The sequence below is a fragment of the Methylobacterium sp. NMS14P genome (genome assembly GCF_028583545.1).
Taxonomy (GTDB): domain Bacteria; phylum Pseudomonadota; class Alphaproteobacteria; order Rhizobiales; family Beijerinckiaceae; genus Methylobacterium.
In genome coordinates, this window is the sequence record NZ_CP087106.1 from 5,654,377 (window position 1) to 5,669,980 (window position 15,604).

Genomic DNA, 15,604 nt, shown 5'->3' on the forward strand with positions numbered 1-15,604 from the left:
CGTGAGACCCGTCGCGGAGCCCCCGAATGACCCTCGACACCGAGGTTTCCTCCCTGAAGCAGGTGCCGCTCTTCCGCGAGGTGGAGCCGGCGCGCCTGAAGCTTCTCGCCTTCACCAGCGAGCGGGTGCATTTCGAGCCGGGGCAGCGCTTCTTCGCCCGCGGCGACGTCGCGGATGCGGCCTACGTGATCCTCTCGGGCACGGCGGATGTCAGCATCGACGGTCCGGCCGGGCCGGTGCGGCTGGCGCTGCTCGGCCAGGACGCCCTCGTCGGCGAGATGGGCATCCTGGCCGAGCAGCCCCGCTCCGCCACTGTGACGGCGCAATCCGCGGTGACCGCGCTGCGCATCGACCGCGGCGTGTTCCTGGAACTCCTGGCACAGTTTCCACAGATCAGCATCGCCCTGATGCGCGTGCTGGCGCTGCGGCTGGAGCAGACCAATCAGGCGCTGGCCGAGAGCCGGAGCTGATCATACCGCGTAGGTGATGAACTCCAGGAGCGAGCCGTCCGGATCCCGGAAGTAGACGCTGATCCCGGTGCCCGCGGCGCCGTGCCGCTCGACCGGGCCGAGTTCCACCGGGACCCCGGCGGCCTCGAGATGCGCGATCGCGGTCTCGATCGCGCCCGACCAGCGGAAGCACAGGTCGCTGTTGCCCGGCTGGACAGGTGTCGCTGCCACGGGCACGGCCTCGACGCCCGGGCCGTGGCAGTTGAGCTGGACGCCGCCGAACCGGTAGGCGAAGCCGGGGCCGCGCTCGATGATCTCGGCACCCACCACGTCCCGGTAGAACGCGTTGGAGCGCGCCCAGTCGCTGACGTGGATCACGCAGTGATCGAGGTGGATCGCCGGGCTGAGCGGGACATCGGCAGCGACTGTCGCCTCGGTCGGAAGAGTTTCGGTCTCGGGCATCGTTGACCTCCGCGCCGGGCGCAATAGAGCGCCTCTGCGATTCAGAATTAGGGCACAACCGTGGCCGTGGGAGCGGCCCGCGCGCGGCTCGCTGCGGCGGAAAAGCTACATCGTCACCGGCGCGGAGACGGTAGGCATGGCGCGACGACCGTATCCCGCACGACAGGACCTATGATCGCCACGCTTCCCTCGGCCTGGAGCCGCCTGCGCCGGATCGTTCTCTCGCGAATCCTCCTCGCCGTCGTGGCGATCGCGCCCCTCGCGGCCTGCCAGACCCGTCCGGTCCAGGTCGCCCAGGACGACGAGGCGGCGTGGTACGTCGGCAGCAAGCCCGACAAGCCCTTCGACATTCCGCTTGTCGATACCCAGCGCCTCGATCCGAAGTACCGCCGCCAGCAGGTGAGCTACAACGGCCCCGAGCAGCCCGGGACGATCGTGGTCGACATCGACAAGCGTCAGCTCGTCCTCGTCCAGGCCGACGGCACGGCGATGCAATACGGTGTCGGTGTCGGCAAGGCCGGCTTCTCGTGGAAGGGCGAGGCACGGGTCGGGCGCAAGGGCGTATGGCCGGACTGGAGCCCGACCGTCACGATGGTCTCGCTGCATCCCGACCTGCCGCGCACCCGCAAGGGCGGCCTCGACAACCCCCTCGGCGCGCGCGCCCTCTACCTCTACCAGGGCAACCGCGACATCCTGTTCCGCATCCACGGTACCAACGAGCCCTGGAGCATCGGCGAGCAGATGTCGTCGGGCTGCGTCCGGATGCTGAACGAGGATATCGCCGACCTGTACGAGCGCGTGCCGGTAGGCACCCGCGTCCTCATCAAGCGCAACGGCAAGTACCGGACCTGATCGGACGGGGCGCGGATTCCTGGCCGGTCAGCCGGCCGGCGTCCCCGCGGCGGACGCATCGCGGACCTCGCCGGAAACCCGCTTGGCGAGGCGGTCCAGAGCCGCTCGATCCAGATCGCCCCGATCCGGGCCGCCGAGGGCCGCGGCCGGCTCGCCCGGTCGACCGTCCGGCGCCATGCCGTCGCTGGCCAGCACCGCGGCGGTGGTCAGGCCCGGTCCGGTCCTGTCGGTCGGCCGTTCCGGGCCGATCGCGAAACCGGCCCAGACGAGGAGCGCCGCGCACAGGGCCAAGCTGGCCAGCAGGGTCTTGAGAAAGGTCATGTTTCATAACGAGCGGCTCCGGGCCGTCGTTCCGTTGCCAAGCTTGGCCCAGGCGGGCGGAACGCTTTGGCAACCACGGCGGTCGAAACTCGGCATCGCGCTCGCGAGGCCGATTCGGTCGCCCGGCAAATTCGCCACATTGGCCGGGCACCGTCGCGGCCTCGACGCCCCCGTCACCAGCTTACTCGCCACGCGCGTGGACATTCCCACTATGATCAGACCGATGCTCGCCCTGCTCCTCCTCTGCGGCCCCGCGGCCGCGGCCGGGACGGTCAGCGGCCCCGCGACCGTGATCGACGGTGACACGATCGAGGTGCAGGGTACGCGTATCAACCTCTACGGTATCGACGCTCCCGAGACCGCGCAGCGCTGCGAAACCGCCAATGGCCAGGAGTATCGCTGCGGCAGCGAGGCCGCGCAGGCCCTGCGCGCGCGGATCGGCAGCGGCGCGGTCACGTGCGAGCGGCGGGAGGGCGGCGTGCCCGGTCGCGTCACCGGGATCTGCCACGTCCACGGCGAGGACCTGTCCGCCTGGATGGTCGGGCAGGGGCTGGCGCTGGCCAACCGTCAAGTGACGGCTCCCTATATCCGCCAGGAGGGCCACGCCTGGGCGACCCGCCGCGGCATCTGGGCCGGCACCTTCGAGAAGCCGGCCGACTGGCGCCAGGACCGGCGCCGAGTCGAGGCCGCGGCCGGCACGAGCGCGGCCGACTAGCCGCTCCGGCGGCTCAGGCCGTCGCGTCCTGTCCCTCGGTGAATTCCCGCCAGAGCAGGACCAGGGCGGCCATCACGGCCGGCCCGAGGAACAGGCCGAGGAGCCCGAAGGTCTCGACGCCGCCGAGGATGCCGAGGAGCACCCACAGGAAGGGCAGCTTGGTCGTGCCGCCGATCAGCGCCGGGCGGATGAAGTGGTCGGCCACGAAGGTCACGACGAAGCCCGCCGCCGCCACCACGAGAGCCGCTTTCACCGACCCGGCCGCCACCAGGAGGAGCGCCGCGATCGCGATGGCCACGGCGGCGCCGAACGGGATCATCGCCGCGACCGCCGTGAAGGCGCCGAGCAGGACCGGGTGGGGCACGCCCGCGAAGTGGTAGACGATCCCGAGCACGAAGCCCTCGCCGAGGCCGACCAGCACCAGCCCGTCGACCGTGCCGTGCACCGAGGCCACCATCTGGCGGGCGACGCGCTCGCCGCGCGGCCCGAACAGCCGGTGGCAGGCGGTGAGCGACTGGTCCCGCACCGTCCGCCAGTCGCGGAACAGGAAGAACAGCGCCACGAGGCTGAAGCCGAACAGGACGATGCGGTGCAGCACCTCGCGGCCGACATTGCGGGAGGCCCCGAGCACCGAGTGGTTCTCGAACCGGCGCAGCAGATCGGAGCCCGCCTGCGCGTGGCCGAGATTGTCGTTCCACCACGCGGTCGCCTGCGCGGCGCCGTAGGGCAGGTGCTGCAGGAATTCCGGCGCCGGCACCCCGTTCGCCTCGGCGTTCCGAACGAACTCGGCCACGTCGTGGGCCTCGCGGGCGGCCTGGATGCCGAGGATCGCGAGCGGCGCCAGGAAGACCAGCGCCACGGCCGCGGTCATCAGCGTGGGCAGGAGGATGTTGTGCTTGCCCGGCGGGAAACGGTGCTCGAGCCGCTGGTAGACCGGCCAGAGGGCGATCGCCAGGACCACCGCCCAGGCGAGCGCCGGCAGGAACTCGTGCAGGATCCAGAGGCCGAGCGCCGTCAGGGTCAGGACCAGCAGGACCCGGGCCGCTCCCTGGGAGCGCGCGCGCTCCTGCGGCGGCAGGGGCGGCGTCTCGACGCGCGCCGGCGGAGCGGCGGGCTTGGTGATCGGTGGCATCCGTCTGGTCTCCTGAGGACGCGCCTCGTCTCGCCGTCAAGCTAGGGCCGGCGCGTCCGGAGCGTACGCGCGTCCCCGCACCCGGCGGCGCACGCCTGTGGACAGGCGCTGAAACGCCGGGGAAGCGCCGCGGTTGCCGCTTCTGACACCCTCGTGTAGAGGTCGCCGCCATTCGACCGGGCCGCGTTCCAGGGCCCGTCCACGCGTAGGGCGGCCGCGCGAGGCGCTTGCGCCGGGCCGCCCGGGCGGCGAGGGGGCTCCCGCACGACCGATCCGGAACTCGAACAGCCCGCGAGATTACATGTCCGACGAGCCCGCCCACGGCAGCGCCACCTTCGAGCGCGTGGCCGACATCATAGCCGAGACCGCCGACATCCCGCGGGACAAGATCACGCCCGAGAGTCACGCCATCGACGACCTCGGTATCGACAGCCTCGCCTTCCTCGACATCGCCTTCGCGGTGGACAAGGCCTTCGGGATCAAGCTGCCGCTCGAGCGGTGGACCCAGGAGGTCAACGAGGGCAAGGTCCCGGCCGAGGAGTACTTCGTCCTCAAGAACCTGTGCGCGCGCATCGACGGCCTCGTGGCCGAGAAGGCCGCCAAGGTCTGAACCAAGGCCGATCCGACCCATCATGCGCCTCGAATATTTCGAGATGATCGACTCCGTGCGGCTCCTCGACAGGGCCGCCGGCCGCATCGAGGCGCTCGCCCGGGTGCCGATGGCGAGCCCGGTCTTCGAGGGCCACTTTCCCGGTCATCCCCTCGTGCCGGGCGTGCTCCTGACCGAGACGATGGCCCAGGCCTCCGGGTACCTCGTGCTCGCCCATCTCGACTTCGCCCGAATGCCGTTCCTCACCGGGGTCGACAAAGCGCGCTTCCGGTCTTTCGTCGGGCCCGGCGCGGACCTCCTCGTCACGGCGACCCTCGAGCATGACGGCTCGGGCTACGCGGTGACCAAGGCTGCGATCAGCCACGACGGCAAGGCGCTGTGCGACGCGGAACTCCGCTTCCGCACCATGCCGTTCCCGGACGGCCTCGACGCGCCGATGCGCGAGCGGGCGCGGACGATCGGCCTGTTTCCCGATTCGGCACCGGCCGAACGCGAGCCCTGAGTCTGCCATGAGCCGCCCCGTCGTCGTCACCGGCCTCGGCCTCGTCTCCTGCGCGGGCGAGGGCGTCGACGCTCACCTGGCCGCCCTCGCCGGGGAGGCGGCCCCGCGCACCGACAGCGAGACCTTCGCGCCCTATCCGGTCCATCCGGCCCCAGCGATCGTGTGGGACGGTCAGATTCCCAAGCGCAGCGACCAGCGGCAGATGGAGGCGTGGCAGCGGCTCGGCGTCTACGCCGCCGGCCTCGCCCTCGACGAAGCGGGCGTGAAGGACGACGCCGCCTTCAAGCAGGCGCTTCACCTCGTCGTGGCCGCGGGCGGCGGTGAGCGCGACTACGCGGCGGACGGAGCGATCCTGACCGGCCTGCGCGACGCCGCGGACCCGGGCGCCTACCTGAACGAGCGGCTCCAGAACGATCTCCGCCCGACGCTGTTCCTCGCCCAGCTCTCGAACCTGCTCGCCGGCAACATCGCCATCGTGCACGGGGTGACGGGCGCCTCGCGCACGTTCATGGGCGAGGAATCCGCCGGGGTCGACGCCCTGCGGATCGCCCAGGCGCGGGTGGCGTCGGGCCAGATCGACGCGATCCTGGTCGGCGGCTCCTACAGCGCCGAGCGGCCGGACGTGCTGGTGATCCACGAGATGGGCGGCTACCTCGCCCGCGACGCCTACCGTCCGGTCTTCGCACGGGGCGAGGCGGGTGGCGAGGCAGGCGGGTTCATCCTCGGAAGCTGCGCGGCCTTCCTGATGCTCGAATCCGCCGCGCACGCGGCCGCCCGCGGCGCCCGCGCCCTGGCGCGGCTGGAGCCGGTGGCGAGCGACCGGACCCGGCGCGCGCCGGGCAGCGTCGCCGGCAGCCTCGAGACCCTCTGGCGAAAGGCCGGCCTCTCGGACCCCGACCACGTCCTGTCCGGCGCCACCGGCGTCGCCCCGATCACCGCGGAGGAGCGCGCGACGCTGGCACAGCTCGCACCGGGCGCGCCCCTGCGGGCCCTCGGGGACGTGATCGGGCACGGGCTCGAGGTGGCGGCGCCGTTCGGGGCGGCCCTCGCCGCCGCCCTCGTCGCCGAGGGCCGCGCCCGCGAGGTCGCCGTGACCGCTGTCGGCCACCGGCGCGGCGAGGGTGTCCTGCGCCTTGTCGCGGCCTGAGCGAACCTGCCTCCCGGGGTGCGCGTCGGCCGCGTCCGATCGTCCGGTCGGCAGCACAGGTTTAGCGCGGCCGCGCCGCATTGAAACCCCTTATGCCGTTGTTCAAGCGACCGTTCTGGCGCTGCTCAACCGGAATTTGCGAACATCATCTCCCGCATCGCTGCGGCGTCTGCCGAGGGAAATATTTCCCTGCGCTTGCCAAAGAACCCCCGGCGGTCTACTTCTACCGCATCGGCACGTGTCCGGATATCTTGGACCGTTACGCCTTCGCAGGGCGGTTCTGACTTTCCTATCGCTATCGGTCGATGCCGGCGCCCACTCGTTCGAGCGGGTGCCATCTCTCACTATGCCTGCGAAGATCAAGGACTTCCATGAGCACCGGAACCGTCAAGTGGTTCAACGAGACCAAGGGCTACGGCTTCATCCAGCCGGATGACGGCGGCAAGGACGTGTTCGTCCACATCTCGGCCGTCGAGCGCGCCGGCCTGCGCGGCCTGAACGAGGGCCAGAAGGTCACGTACGAGCTGGAGACCGACCGTCGCAGCGGCAAGCAGTCCGCCGGTCAGCTCCAGACGGCTTGATCGCCGTCCTCAGCGTTTCTCCGGAAGCCGCTCCTCTGGGAGCGGCTTCTTCGTATCTACTGTCGTGTCTCTACCTTCCCCTCTGCGGGTGGCGGCATCCGCCGCACCCGATCCAGGAGTGTCTGTGAGCTTTTTGAACAAGCAGGGTGTCGCCGATCGCCTGGAGACCGCCGCCAAGGCGCGATCCGAGATGCTGGCCCGCTTCAGGGCGCGCCCGTCCGCCGATGACCCGTCCGTCCTCGCCCGCCAGTCCGCCCGCCGCGCGGTGGTCGATGCCCGCGAGGCCCGTGCGGCCGAACGCGCCGCGCAGCGTCAGGCCGAGATCGAGCGCGCCGCCGCCCTGGCCGAGGCCGAACGCCTCGCCGAGATCGAGCGCAAGCACGCCGAGCAACTGGCCGCCCAGGAGCGCGCCAAGGCCCTGCAGGCCGAGCAGAAGGCCCAGCGCGACGCGCGCTATCTCGCCCGCAAGGCGAAGGCTCAGAAGAAGCGCTGAGGCGCGACTGCAGCGATATCCGTCCAGGAGCCCGGCATGTCCCACAAGTTCAAGATCGGCGAGCGCGTCTGCCGGCCCCGATCGGGAATCCCGGGCGAGACGGGCGAGGGCGAGGTGTTCGAGATCCTGCGGCTCATGCCGGAGGATCAGACCGGCGAGCCGAGCTACCGGATCCGCACGAAGACCGGCGAGCGGGCGATCCGCGAGGGCGACCTCGTCGCGGCCCCGCAGCCCTGATCCGGGCGCCTCAGAGCGTCCGGAACATCACCAGCGCGTCGACCGGCCCGAGGGCCGGGTGCCGGAAGGCGCCCGGTAACCGGCCGACCACGTCGAAGCCGAGGCCCTCCCACAGGCGGACGGCCCGGACGTTGGTGCTCACCACGAAGTTGAACTGCATCGCCGCGAAGCCCCGCGCCCGCGCCCGATCGAGGGCGTGCGCGCACATGGCCCGGGCGACTCCGCGGCCCAGGGCGGCCGCTCCGGTCATGAAGCCGCAATTGGCGACGTGGGCGCCCCCGCCCGCTTGGTTCGCGCGCAGATAGTACGTGCCGAGCACCGTCCCCGAGTCCTCGGCCACGAAGGTCTCGCGGTCCGTGCCGGTCCAGTACGCGAGTGCCGCGGCCTCGCCGAGGTCGCGGTCCAGCGCGTAGGTCTCGCCGGCCCGGATGGTCGGCACGATGATGCGGGTGATGGCCGCGTGGTCGGCCGCCTGCGCGGCCCTGATGTGCAGGCTCACCCGAATTGCTCCCGCAGGATGCGCTCGTCGAGGCTGTGACCGGGATCGTGCAGCAGCACGAGCTCGGTGGCGCGGTCGAGGGAGGTCTCCACCGTGCAGACCCGGCGGAACTCGGTGTGGTCGGCGACCGCCGCCACGGGACGGTGGGGCGCGTCGAGCACGTCGATCCGGATTCGGGCGTAGTCCGGCAGGAGTGCGCCGCGCCAGCGCCGGGGGCGGAACGCCGAGATCGGTGTCAGCGCCAGCAGCTTGGCGTCGAGCGGCAGGATCGGGCCCCCGACCGACAGGTTGTAGGCCGTCGAGCCCGCCGCGGTGGCGACGAGCACACCGTCGGCGATCAGCAGGTCGAGCCGGACATTGCCGTCGACGGCGATCTTCAGCTTGGCGGTCTGGTGCGTCTGGCGCAGCAGGTACACCTCGTTGATCGCTCGCGCCCGATGGGAGCGGCCCTCCGTGTCGAGCACGTCCATCACCAGCGGGTGGATGACGCTGCGCTGGGCGTTCTCCAGGTGCTCGAGGAGATCGTCGTCGCGGAACTCGTTCATCAGGAAGCCGACCGTGCCGCGGTTCATCCCGTAGATCGGCTTCGGGTGGTCCATGAAGCGGTGCAGCACCTGAAGCATCAGGCCGTCACCGCCGAGGGCGACGACGACGTCGGCCTCCTCGGGCGAGACGTGGTCGTAGCGCCGCATCAGGGCTGCCGCGGCCTCGCGGGCATGGCCGGTCGGGCTCGCCACGAAGGCGATCTTCTGGAAGCGCGGCATGGATCAGGCGCAGCCGCGCAGGCGCGTCGGGATCGCCTCAGGGTTCACGTCACGGCTCCAGTCTGACGAGCGAACCGCCCGGTTGACGTCCTTGCCCGGCATGCGCCTCACTCCGCGAGCACACGCGCTAACGGAGGCATAGCATGGAGCGTCCGCTCCTCGTCTACACCACCTTTCCCGACCTCGCCTCGGCGCTGAACATCGGCGAGGCCCTGGTCCGCGAGCGTCTCATCGCCTGCATCAACGTGCTTCCGGGCATGCAGTCCGTCTACAGCTGGAAGGGCGCGGTGGAGCGCGGTGCGGAGGTCGCCGCCATCCTCAAGAGCCGGGAGGGTCTGGCCGACGCGCTGGCGGTCGCGCTGAAGGCGCGTCATCCCTACGATACGCCGATCATCCTGCATCTTCCGGTCGCCGGGGCGGACGCCGACACAGCCGCCTGGATCCTGGCGGAGACGCTGCCCTGCGGGCCGGCGGGCGCCGGGACTCAGACGGACTGATCCACCAGACCGAGCCGCGGCACGACCGTCCCGCGCGGAAGCGCGGCGCCGGGGGCGATCACCGCGTTGGCACCGACCCGGACCCCGTCTCCGACGAGGGCGCCGAACTTCCGCGCGCCGGTCTCGATGCGCCGCCCCGCCAGCGTGAGGACGATGCGGGTCTCCGGCGCCTCGTTGCGGTGATTGGCGATGACGGCGCCGGCCTCCAGGTTCACGCCCGCGCCGAGCAGGCTGTCGCCGACGAAGTTGAAATGCGCGACCGCGGCGCCGGCGAACAGGAACGCGGATTTGAGTTCGGAGCCGGGGCCGACGGTGCAGCCCGCCTCTAGCCAGCAGCCGCCCCGGAGATAGGAGCCCGCTGCCACGCGGCATTCCGGGCCGATGATCGCCGGCGCCTTCACGGTGGCCCCCGCCTCGACGACGGCGCGCCGATGCACGGCGACGCCGTCGGCGACCCGGTATTCCGGATCGAGACTCGCGAGGCGCGCGCCGATCAGGTCGGCCGCCTCTTCCGTAAGGGCCCAGGGCGCGCGGTCGAGGGCCGCGAGCCATGAGACGGGATAGCCGGCGATGTAGGCTCCGATCTCGGCGTCTGTCGGCTTCATCTGCGCTCCGATCGAATGCTGTCGCCCGCGGTTCGCGTGCGAGGGACGAGCCGCACCGCTTCCCGTCCCCGCCGTATCCACCGACTCTGGCAGTCCGCCGGACAGGGAGCCAGACGCCTGTGGACAAGCGCGGCGCGTCGCCGGTGCGGGCGTCTCGATGGCTCACCGGCGAGCGGTGTCGTGATCTTGATGATCGAGCTGGATATTTCTGAGAAATGCTTTCGTAATTGTCTGTAGTATAGCATCTGATATCGTGCTCTCGACTGAAAGTGCTAAACAGAATAATGATGAAGTCCGTTGAATTTGTCGGGGGCGCAGAACTAGATGATACCTGTGCGTTCGCCGCACACGAAGCGACGCGGAGGGAAAATCATGGGATGGTTCAGGTGTGCAGGGCGGGTCGAGCTGGCCCTGCTCGCGTCGGTCGCGGGCGCGTTGGGGGCTCAGGCGGCCGGGGCGCCGAAGAGCGAGCCGCTGATGACCATCGCGCCGGCGCCGTCCGGTCCGGCCGGCCTCGCATCGGCCGACCCGCCCGCCCTGCGATACGGTGTCCTCTATGCCGACGACAAAGGCCACAGCCACGTCCAGTATTGCGACCTGAAGAACTTCATTTTCAAGAGCTACGCGCCCCCGGCTGCGCCGCAATACGTCGGCTTTCCGCCGGGTGAGGTGACGTCGATCAAGTACGCGGTTCTGCCGGTCGGCTATGTCGGCACGTGGCACACGGCGCCGGGTCCCCAATGGGTGATCACCCTGTCGGGCCGCTGGTCCGTGGAGGCCACGGACGGGTCGGTGCTGGAGCAGGGGCCCGGCGAGGTGGAATTCAACGCCGACAAGGGATCGACGCCGCAGGGGCCTGAGGGCCATGTCGGACACCTGACCCGGCAAGTCGGCGATGTGCCGAATGTGCAGCTCATCGTCTCGCTGAAGCCGCAGACCGGAAAGGCCCGCTCCACCGATCCGTGCCAGCCGTCCCAGCCGTGAGCCCCGGGCGCGGGTCGGCGTCCTCAGTTCCGCCGGCCCGCGCGGGTCAGCCGCCGCTCACCGGGTAGCTGCGGCCCTTCCAGGTCGCCGCGCCGGCCCGTTCGCGGCGCAGAAGCACGTTCCACTGTATCGCCAGGGCCACCGCGACCGCCGCCGGATGGATCGGGATCGTCGCCCACGGGGCCCGGACCGCCACGGTGACGGCCGTCCGGGTCGCCAGGGACAGGCCGAGAGCCAGTGCGGACGGGGTCAGGGCGGAGGCCGGCAGCAGCCCGAGCAGCCCGGCCAGGACGAGGATCGGCGGCAGGACCTGACCGCAGCCGAGGAGAAGGGTCCAGACCGGAAGGGCGCGGGGCGTGGCCATGCCCTCGTGGGCGTTCTTGGAGAAGCCGGCCCAGGCCTGGGCGAAGCCGTCGTACATGCGGCAGGTGGCCAGCGCGGCGGCGGCCACGAGATCCGTCCGGTAGCCCGCGGCCCGTAGCAGCCGGGGCAGGCGGACCCCGTCGTGCAGGGAGGTGCGGATCGCGCCGTGGCCGCCAGTGGCCGCGTAGGCGCCCCGCTCGATCAGGATCAACTGACCGCAGGCCGCGCCGAGCGACGGGTCCGACAGCCGGCGCATCAGCGGCACGGGCAGGAAGCCGAGGAGCAGGAAGTCGATCATCGGCACCGTCAGCATCTCGCCGACTGTGTCGGTCCGCTGCCGGGGCACGCCGCTGACGAGGGCCGCGCCGGTGTGGCGGGCCTGCGCCGCGAGGGCGGCGGCCGCCCCGGCCTCGAGGCGCACATCGGCGTCGATGAACAGCAGGTGTTCGCCGCGGGCGATCCCGGCCATGTGGCAGCAGGCGTGGTTCTTGCCCGTCCAGCCCTCGGGCAGGGGCGGCACCGGGACGAGACGCAGACGCGGGTCGCCGACGGCCCGAACGATCTCGGCGGTCGCGTCGGTGGAATGGTCGTCGCCGACGATCACCTCCACCGGGACCGCGACGCTGGCGAGCGCCGCCCGCACGGTGGCGTCGATGTTGCCGGCCTCGTTGCGCGCCGGGATCAGGATCGAGACGAGGCCCGTTCCGGTCTCCGCCACGGGGCGGCGCAGGACCGCGAGATTCACCGCCGCCAGCGCGGCCGGCAGGAGAGCGGCGACCAAGCAGAGCAGGGCCAGAGCCGTGAGGATCGAGTCGGTCATCATCCGCGCCGGAAGGGTGTCGCGCCGCGATAAGGCATCGCACGGGGCCGGGCGCGAGCGGAAGGTCTCATCCGACGCGATCCTGTCCACCCGCAGCGCGGTGCGCCGGGTCGAACCGGCGCCCGGAGAGCCGCGCCGCGACACGCCGCCACAAGTCGTAGAGGCCGCCGACACCCTTCCGGCCGGAGAGCAGGGTGCGGAAGCGTCCAGGTTCCCGGCTGATCACGTCGGCGCTCAGGCGGTCGAGGGTCCGGGTCAGATCGGCTTCCAGGCGCGCGAGCCGCTGCTCGCGCGGGAGCGCCGCGAGTTCGGATCCGGCAATCCCCGGCCCGAAGGCCGCGAAAGCCCCCGCGCCGCGCTCGTCCCAGAAGGTGTACTCGACGGCGAGCGGGACGAAGAGCGCGTCCGGGGCGATCTCGGCGAGCCGCGCCACCCCGGGACGCAGGGACAGAGGCCGCGCACGGGCATCGGCGAAGCGGCCCTGCGCGGTGATCCAGAGCATGCCGTCGGGCGCTCCCAGGATCGACCGGGCGGCGGCCAGGAACTGCGCCGCCCCGCGCGGGCTGTCGAGGTCGACGCCGAAGGCGCCGATCCGCTCGAAGATGCGGTAGCGTGCCAGCATCGCGGCGTCGAACGGCGCGCGGCTCGCCCGCTCCGGATAGAGCCGGCCGGCCAGCACGATGATCAGCGCGGCATCCCACCACGCCGGATGGTTGCAGTAGACCACGATCGCGCCGGGATGGCTCGCGTCAGGCGGTGTGCTCCAGAGGGGCAGTCGCAGGGCGTCGAGGTGGCGGTGCAGGTAGCGCTCGAACCACGCCACCATGAAGGCGCGGATCCGGGGCGAGACCGGGGGCAGGGGGGCGCCGCGCTTGCCTCTCCCGCCCCCCGCACCGGAGGGTGGAGATGGCGGCGTCGCGGTCACGCCGAGGCGCGCAGGGCGCCGCGGGCATCCTGGTCGTGCGCGTCGGCGGCGATCCAGCCCGACATCATCACCATCGGCATGCCGGGCCCCGGATGGGCGGCGCCGCCCGCGAGGTAGAGGCCGCGCACCTGCCGCGAGCGGTTACCGGGCTTGAACGCCCCCATCACACGCCCGTGCGAGGCGAGGCCGTAGATCGCGCCGTTGAGGACCTTGTAGCGCTCGTGGATGTCCTGCGGCGTGAGGTGGCGCTCGACGACGATGCGCTCCTCCAGATCTGGCATGCCGGCGGTCCGCTTCAGCTTGTCGAGGATCGTCCGGCGGTAGTTCTGGAACAGCGGCCCGTCCGGGCGCCAGTCGTGGTGCGGCCGCAGATACGGCGTGTGCACGAGGACGTAGAGCGCCTCGCCGCCCTCGGGCGCCACGCTCGGATCGGTGGAGGAGGGGGCCGCCAGGTAGGCGGTCGGGTCCGGGGCCGGCTCGCCCTTGCTGTAGATGTAGTCGAACTCCTCCTCCGGGTCGCGGGAGAAGACGAAATCGTGGTGGTTCAGGTGCTCGTAGCGCTTGTTCAGGCCGAGATAGAGCACCACGCCCGAGCAGGCCGGTTCGGGGTTCTTCTTGGCGTAGGCCTTGGCGGCCTCGCCGCCCACGAGCTCGCGGTAGGTGCGCACCGAGTCCATGTTGGAGATCACCGCGTCGTAGGGCGTGACGCCCGCGGCCGTTCGCACGCCCCGGACTGCGCCGTTGGCGGTCTCGATCCCGGTCACCTCGGTGTCGGTCTTGCAGGTGGCGCCGAGCTCCTGGGCGAGCTTCGCCAGTCCTTCGGCGACGGCGCGGGTGCCGCCCATCGGGTACCAGACGCCGTCGGCCGTCTGCATGTGGGCGATGGCGCAGAGCACCGCAGGCGCACCGTAGGGCGAGGAGCCGACATACTGCACGAAGTGGTCGAGCATCTGCGCGAGCCGGGCATCCTTGACCTTGCCGCGGATCGTCGAGGCCACCGAGGCGTGCATGCGCAGGGACAGCACGTCGCGCAGCGTGCCCGGGTTCATGTTGGCGCGGATGTTGATCGTGTCGAACAGGTCCTCGACGGGCTTCCAGAAGAAGAATTTCTCTGAAACGCCGTGCAGATGCTCGGAGATCGAGAGGAATTTCTTGTAGCCCTCGCCGGTGCCGGGGGCGAAGCGTTCCATGTCGCCGGCCATCCGCTCGACGTCCTGCATCAGGTCGATGTGGGTTCCGTCGTCGAAGAAGCAGCGCCACTGCGGGTCGAGGCGGCGCAGGTCCATGTAGTCGTGGACCGAGCGGCCGGCCTCCGCGAAGATCCGCTCCAGCACCCGGGGCACGGTCAGGATGGTCGGGCCCATGTCGAAGCGGAAGCCGCCCTCGTGGAGCACCGCCGCCTTGCCGCCGAGCCAGCCGTTCTTGTCGTAGACCGTCACGCGGTGGCCCCGCGCGGCGGCGACGCACGCGGCCGCGAGTCCGCCGAGCCCGCTGCCGATGACGGCGACCGTGGAATCCTGGCTCATCCTGCTGGCTGGCTCCCCGGGCCAAAGAAGGTGTGGCCCGCAGAGCGAAGCTAGACCTGGGGTCGGGCGGGTCAACGCGCCACCCGGTCGCGGCAGCCTACCGGTGGCGCTCGCCTGTGGACAGGCGCGCCAGGAAGTTGCCGATCTCCCGGCGGCGGAGACCGGCCTCCAGCACCTCGGGCCCGATGCCGTGACGCCAGGCGAGGCGGCGCCCGGCCTCCGGGTCGCTGCCCTGGAGCGCCGCGATCTCGTCGGCGTAGGCTGCCACGGCCCGCGGACTCTCGGCGAGGCCCGCCGCGACGATCGCGGTGTCGCAGAGGCGCAGCATCGCGGCCAGTTCGTCGAGGTCGAGCTCGGGATGATACTGCGTTCCCCAGAACCAGCCGCGCTCCTGGCGGATCTCGATGGCCTGAATGCCGAGCAGGCGGTTGCCGGCGAGAACGCGGGCGCCCGGAGGCGGCTCCAGGACGGCGTCGGAGTGGATCGCCGGGGCATCCCAGGTTCCCGGGCGGCCGGCCAGCAGAGGATGGGTCCGGCCCTCCTCGGTCGGGGTGATCGCCCGCGCGAAACCGTATTCCGGCCCGCGCGGGTTGGCGGCGGCGTGGCCGCCCGCCACCGTGGCGGCGACCTGCACACCCCAGCACGAGCCGAAGACCGCGCGCCCGGCCTCGAAGGCCACGCGCATCAGGTCGAGCTGCCGGATCACGGCCGGCGTACCCTCCGAGACCTTGAGGGTCGAACCGGTGAAGATCAGCCCGTCGAACTCCGTGAGGTCTGCCGGCAGCGCCGCGTCGGCGTCGGCGGCGTTGACGTGCTGGCAGACGGAACCCGGCGCGAGGTCCCGCACCACCGCCGCGTAGGATTCGGCCGAGGTTCGTCCGGTGGCCGCGACGTGGCGGTCGCGGGCGGCGCGATCGTTGCCGTCGGCGATGAGCAGGCGGAGCATGCGGGATTCCGGGGAGCGCGGCCGTAGCGGAAGCGCCTCTATGTCGGTGCGCACCGCGTCGCAGGAACGGCGCGGATCGTCGCGGGAGGCAGGCTCCGCGAGCGGAGGCGGCTCCTCCAAACGGGTGATGCGCGCCGCCGTGCCGGGTTTATCCCTGCCGTGTCGGACTCCGAG

At 71.4% G+C, this 15,604-nt stretch carries 21 protein-coding genes; 11 read left to right on the forward strand and 10 right to left on the reverse strand.

What is annotated here, in order from left to right:
- Window positions 1-26 precede the first annotated feature (26 nt).
- Complete coding sequence (locus LOK46_RS26945) at window positions 27-470, forward strand: cyclic nucleotide-binding domain-containing protein (RefSeq protein WP_273561392.1); 444 nt, start codon at window positions 27-29, stop codon at window positions 468-470.
- Here LOK46_RS26945 and LOK46_RS26950 read toward each other — a convergent pair whose 3' ends face one another.
- The gene (locus LOK46_RS26950; RefSeq protein WP_273561393.1) at window positions 471-911 is read right to left on the reverse strand and encodes a VOC family protein; all 441 of its coding nucleotides are present in this window, start codon (window positions 909-911) and stop codon (window positions 471-473) included.
- Window positions 912-1,082: 171 nt separating this feature from the next.
- Between LOK46_RS26950 and LOK46_RS26955 the strand changes: the two genes are divergently transcribed.
- Window positions 1,083-1,763, forward strand: a complete 681-nt coding sequence (locus tag LOK46_RS26955) for a L,D-transpeptidase (RefSeq protein ID WP_020090876.1) — start codon at window positions 1,083-1,085, stop codon at window positions 1,761-1,763.
- Window positions 1,764-1,790: 27 nt separating this feature from the next.
- Here LOK46_RS26955 and LOK46_RS26960 read toward each other — a convergent pair whose 3' ends face one another.
- The gene (locus LOK46_RS26960; protein WP_273561394.1) at window positions 1,791-2,084 is read right to left on the reverse strand and encodes a hypothetical protein; all 294 of its coding nucleotides are present in this window, start codon (window positions 2,082-2,084) and stop codon (window positions 1,791-1,793) included.
- Between the two features lie 211 nt (window positions 2,085-2,295).
- Here LOK46_RS26960 and LOK46_RS26965 point away from each other — a divergent pair, with 211 nt between their 5' ends.
- Window positions 2,296-2,799, forward strand: coding sequence for a thermonuclease family protein (locus LOK46_RS26965; protein ID WP_273561395.1), 504 nt, complete (start codon window positions 2,296-2,298; stop codon window positions 2,797-2,799).
- A 13-nt stretch (window positions 2,800-2,812) separates the two neighbouring features.
- Here LOK46_RS26965 and LOK46_RS26970 read toward each other — a convergent pair whose 3' ends face one another.
- Window positions 2,813-3,931, reverse strand: a complete 1,119-nt coding sequence (locus LOK46_RS26970) for an AI-2E family transporter (RefSeq protein ID WP_273561396.1) — start codon at window positions 3,929-3,931, stop codon at window positions 2,813-2,815.
- Window positions 3,932-4,232: 301 nt separating this feature from the next.
- Here LOK46_RS26970 and LOK46_RS26975 point away from each other — a divergent pair, with 301 nt between their 5' ends.
- The 6 genes from LOK46_RS26975 (at window position 4,233) to LOK46_RS27000 (ending at window position 7,501) form a co-directional block, all read left to right on the forward strand.
- Window positions 4,233-4,541, forward strand: a complete 309-nt coding sequence (locus LOK46_RS26975; RefSeq protein ID WP_010683687.1) for an acyl carrier protein — start codon at window positions 4,233-4,235, stop codon at window positions 4,539-4,541.
- A 22-nt stretch (window positions 4,542-4,563) separates the two neighbouring features.
- Window positions 4,564-5,043 carry a 3-hydroxyacyl-ACP dehydratase FabZ family protein gene (locus LOK46_RS26980; RefSeq protein ID WP_012321926.1) on the forward strand — a complete coding sequence of 160 codons (480 nt, stop codon included), beginning with the start codon at window positions 4,564-4,566 and terminating at the stop codon, window positions 5,041-5,043.
- 7 nt (window positions 5,044-5,050) lie between these two features.
- Entirely contained in the window at window positions 5,051-6,190 is a 1,140-nt protein-coding gene (locus tag LOK46_RS26985) for a beta-ketoacyl-ACP synthase (RefSeq protein ID WP_273561397.1), read from the forward strand.
- A 371-nt stretch (window positions 6,191-6,561) separates the two neighbouring features.
- Complete coding sequence (locus LOK46_RS26990; RefSeq protein WP_020090869.1) at window positions 6,562-6,771, forward strand: cold-shock protein; 210 nt, start codon at window positions 6,562-6,564, stop codon at window positions 6,769-6,771.
- 124 nt (window positions 6,772-6,895) lie between these two features.
- Window positions 6,896-7,264, forward strand: a complete 369-nt coding sequence (locus tag LOK46_RS26995; protein WP_273561398.1) for a DUF6481 family protein — start codon at window positions 6,896-6,898, stop codon at window positions 7,262-7,264.
- A gap of 36 nt (window positions 7,265-7,300) precedes the next feature.
- Window positions 7,301-7,501, forward strand: a complete 201-nt coding sequence (locus LOK46_RS27000) for a hypothetical protein (RefSeq protein ID WP_273561399.1) — start codon at window positions 7,301-7,303, stop codon at window positions 7,499-7,501.
- A 10-nt stretch (window positions 7,502-7,511) separates the two neighbouring features.
- Here the strand turns inward: LOK46_RS27000 and LOK46_RS27005 are convergent, their stop codons facing one another.
- Window positions 7,512-7,994: a GNAT family N-acetyltransferase gene (locus LOK46_RS27005; RefSeq protein ID WP_443192913.1), complete on the reverse strand. Its 483-nt coding sequence runs from the start codon at window positions 7,992-7,994 to the stop codon at window positions 7,512-7,514.
- 2 nt (window positions 7,995-7,996) lie between these two features.
- Entirely contained in the window at window positions 7,997-8,764 is a 768-nt protein-coding gene (locus LOK46_RS27010; RefSeq protein ID WP_273561401.1) for an NAD kinase, read from the reverse strand.
- Between the two features lie 143 nt (window positions 8,765-8,907).
- Here LOK46_RS27010 and cutA point away from each other — a divergent pair, with 143 nt between their 5' ends.
- Window positions 8,908-9,261, forward strand: coding sequence for a divalent-cation tolerance protein CutA (gene cutA / locus LOK46_RS27015; protein WP_273561402.1), 354 nt, complete (start codon window positions 8,908-8,910; stop codon window positions 9,259-9,261).
- On the opposite strand, the gene LOK46_RS27020 is transcribed toward cutA, so the two are convergent.
- A complete protein-coding gene (locus tag LOK46_RS27020) occupies window positions 9,249-9,866 on the reverse strand; it encodes a DapH/DapD/GlmU-related protein (RefSeq protein WP_273561403.1) in 618 nt (205 codons plus the stop codon). The two genes, cutA and LOK46_RS27020, sit on opposite strands and share 13 nt — an antisense overlap.
- A gap of 372 nt (window positions 9,867-10,238) precedes the next feature.
- Here LOK46_RS27020 and LOK46_RS27025 point away from each other — a divergent pair, with 372 nt between their 5' ends.
- The gene (locus tag LOK46_RS27025) at window positions 10,239-10,850 is read left to right on the forward strand and encodes a hypothetical protein (RefSeq protein ID WP_273561404.1); all 612 of its coding nucleotides are present in this window, start codon (window positions 10,239-10,241) and stop codon (window positions 10,848-10,850) included.
- Window positions 10,851-10,896: 46 nt separating this feature from the next.
- Here the strand turns inward: LOK46_RS27025 and LOK46_RS27030 are convergent, their stop codons facing one another.
- The 4 genes from LOK46_RS27030 to LOK46_RS27045 form a co-directional block, all read right to left on the reverse strand.
- A complete protein-coding gene (locus LOK46_RS27030; protein ID WP_273561405.1) occupies window positions 10,897-12,033 on the reverse strand; it encodes a glycosyltransferase in 1,137 nt (378 codons plus the stop codon).
- Between the two features lie 67 nt (window positions 12,034-12,100).
- A complete protein-coding gene (locus tag LOK46_RS27035) occupies window positions 12,101-12,859 on the reverse strand; it encodes a lysophospholipid acyltransferase family protein (RefSeq protein ID WP_273561406.1) in 759 nt (252 codons plus the stop codon).
- Between the two features lie 95 nt (window positions 12,860-12,954).
- Window positions 12,955-14,484 carry a phytoene desaturase family protein gene (locus LOK46_RS27040; RefSeq protein ID WP_273561407.1) on the reverse strand — a complete coding sequence of 510 codons (1,530 nt, stop codon included), beginning with the start codon at window positions 14,482-14,484 and terminating at the stop codon, window positions 12,955-12,957.
- A gap of 97 nt (window positions 14,485-14,581) precedes the next feature.
- A complete protein-coding gene (locus tag LOK46_RS27045) occupies window positions 14,582-15,430 on the reverse strand; it encodes a type 1 glutamine amidotransferase (protein ID WP_273561408.1) in 849 nt (282 codons plus the stop codon).
- Window positions 15,431-15,604 lie beyond the last annotated feature (174 nt).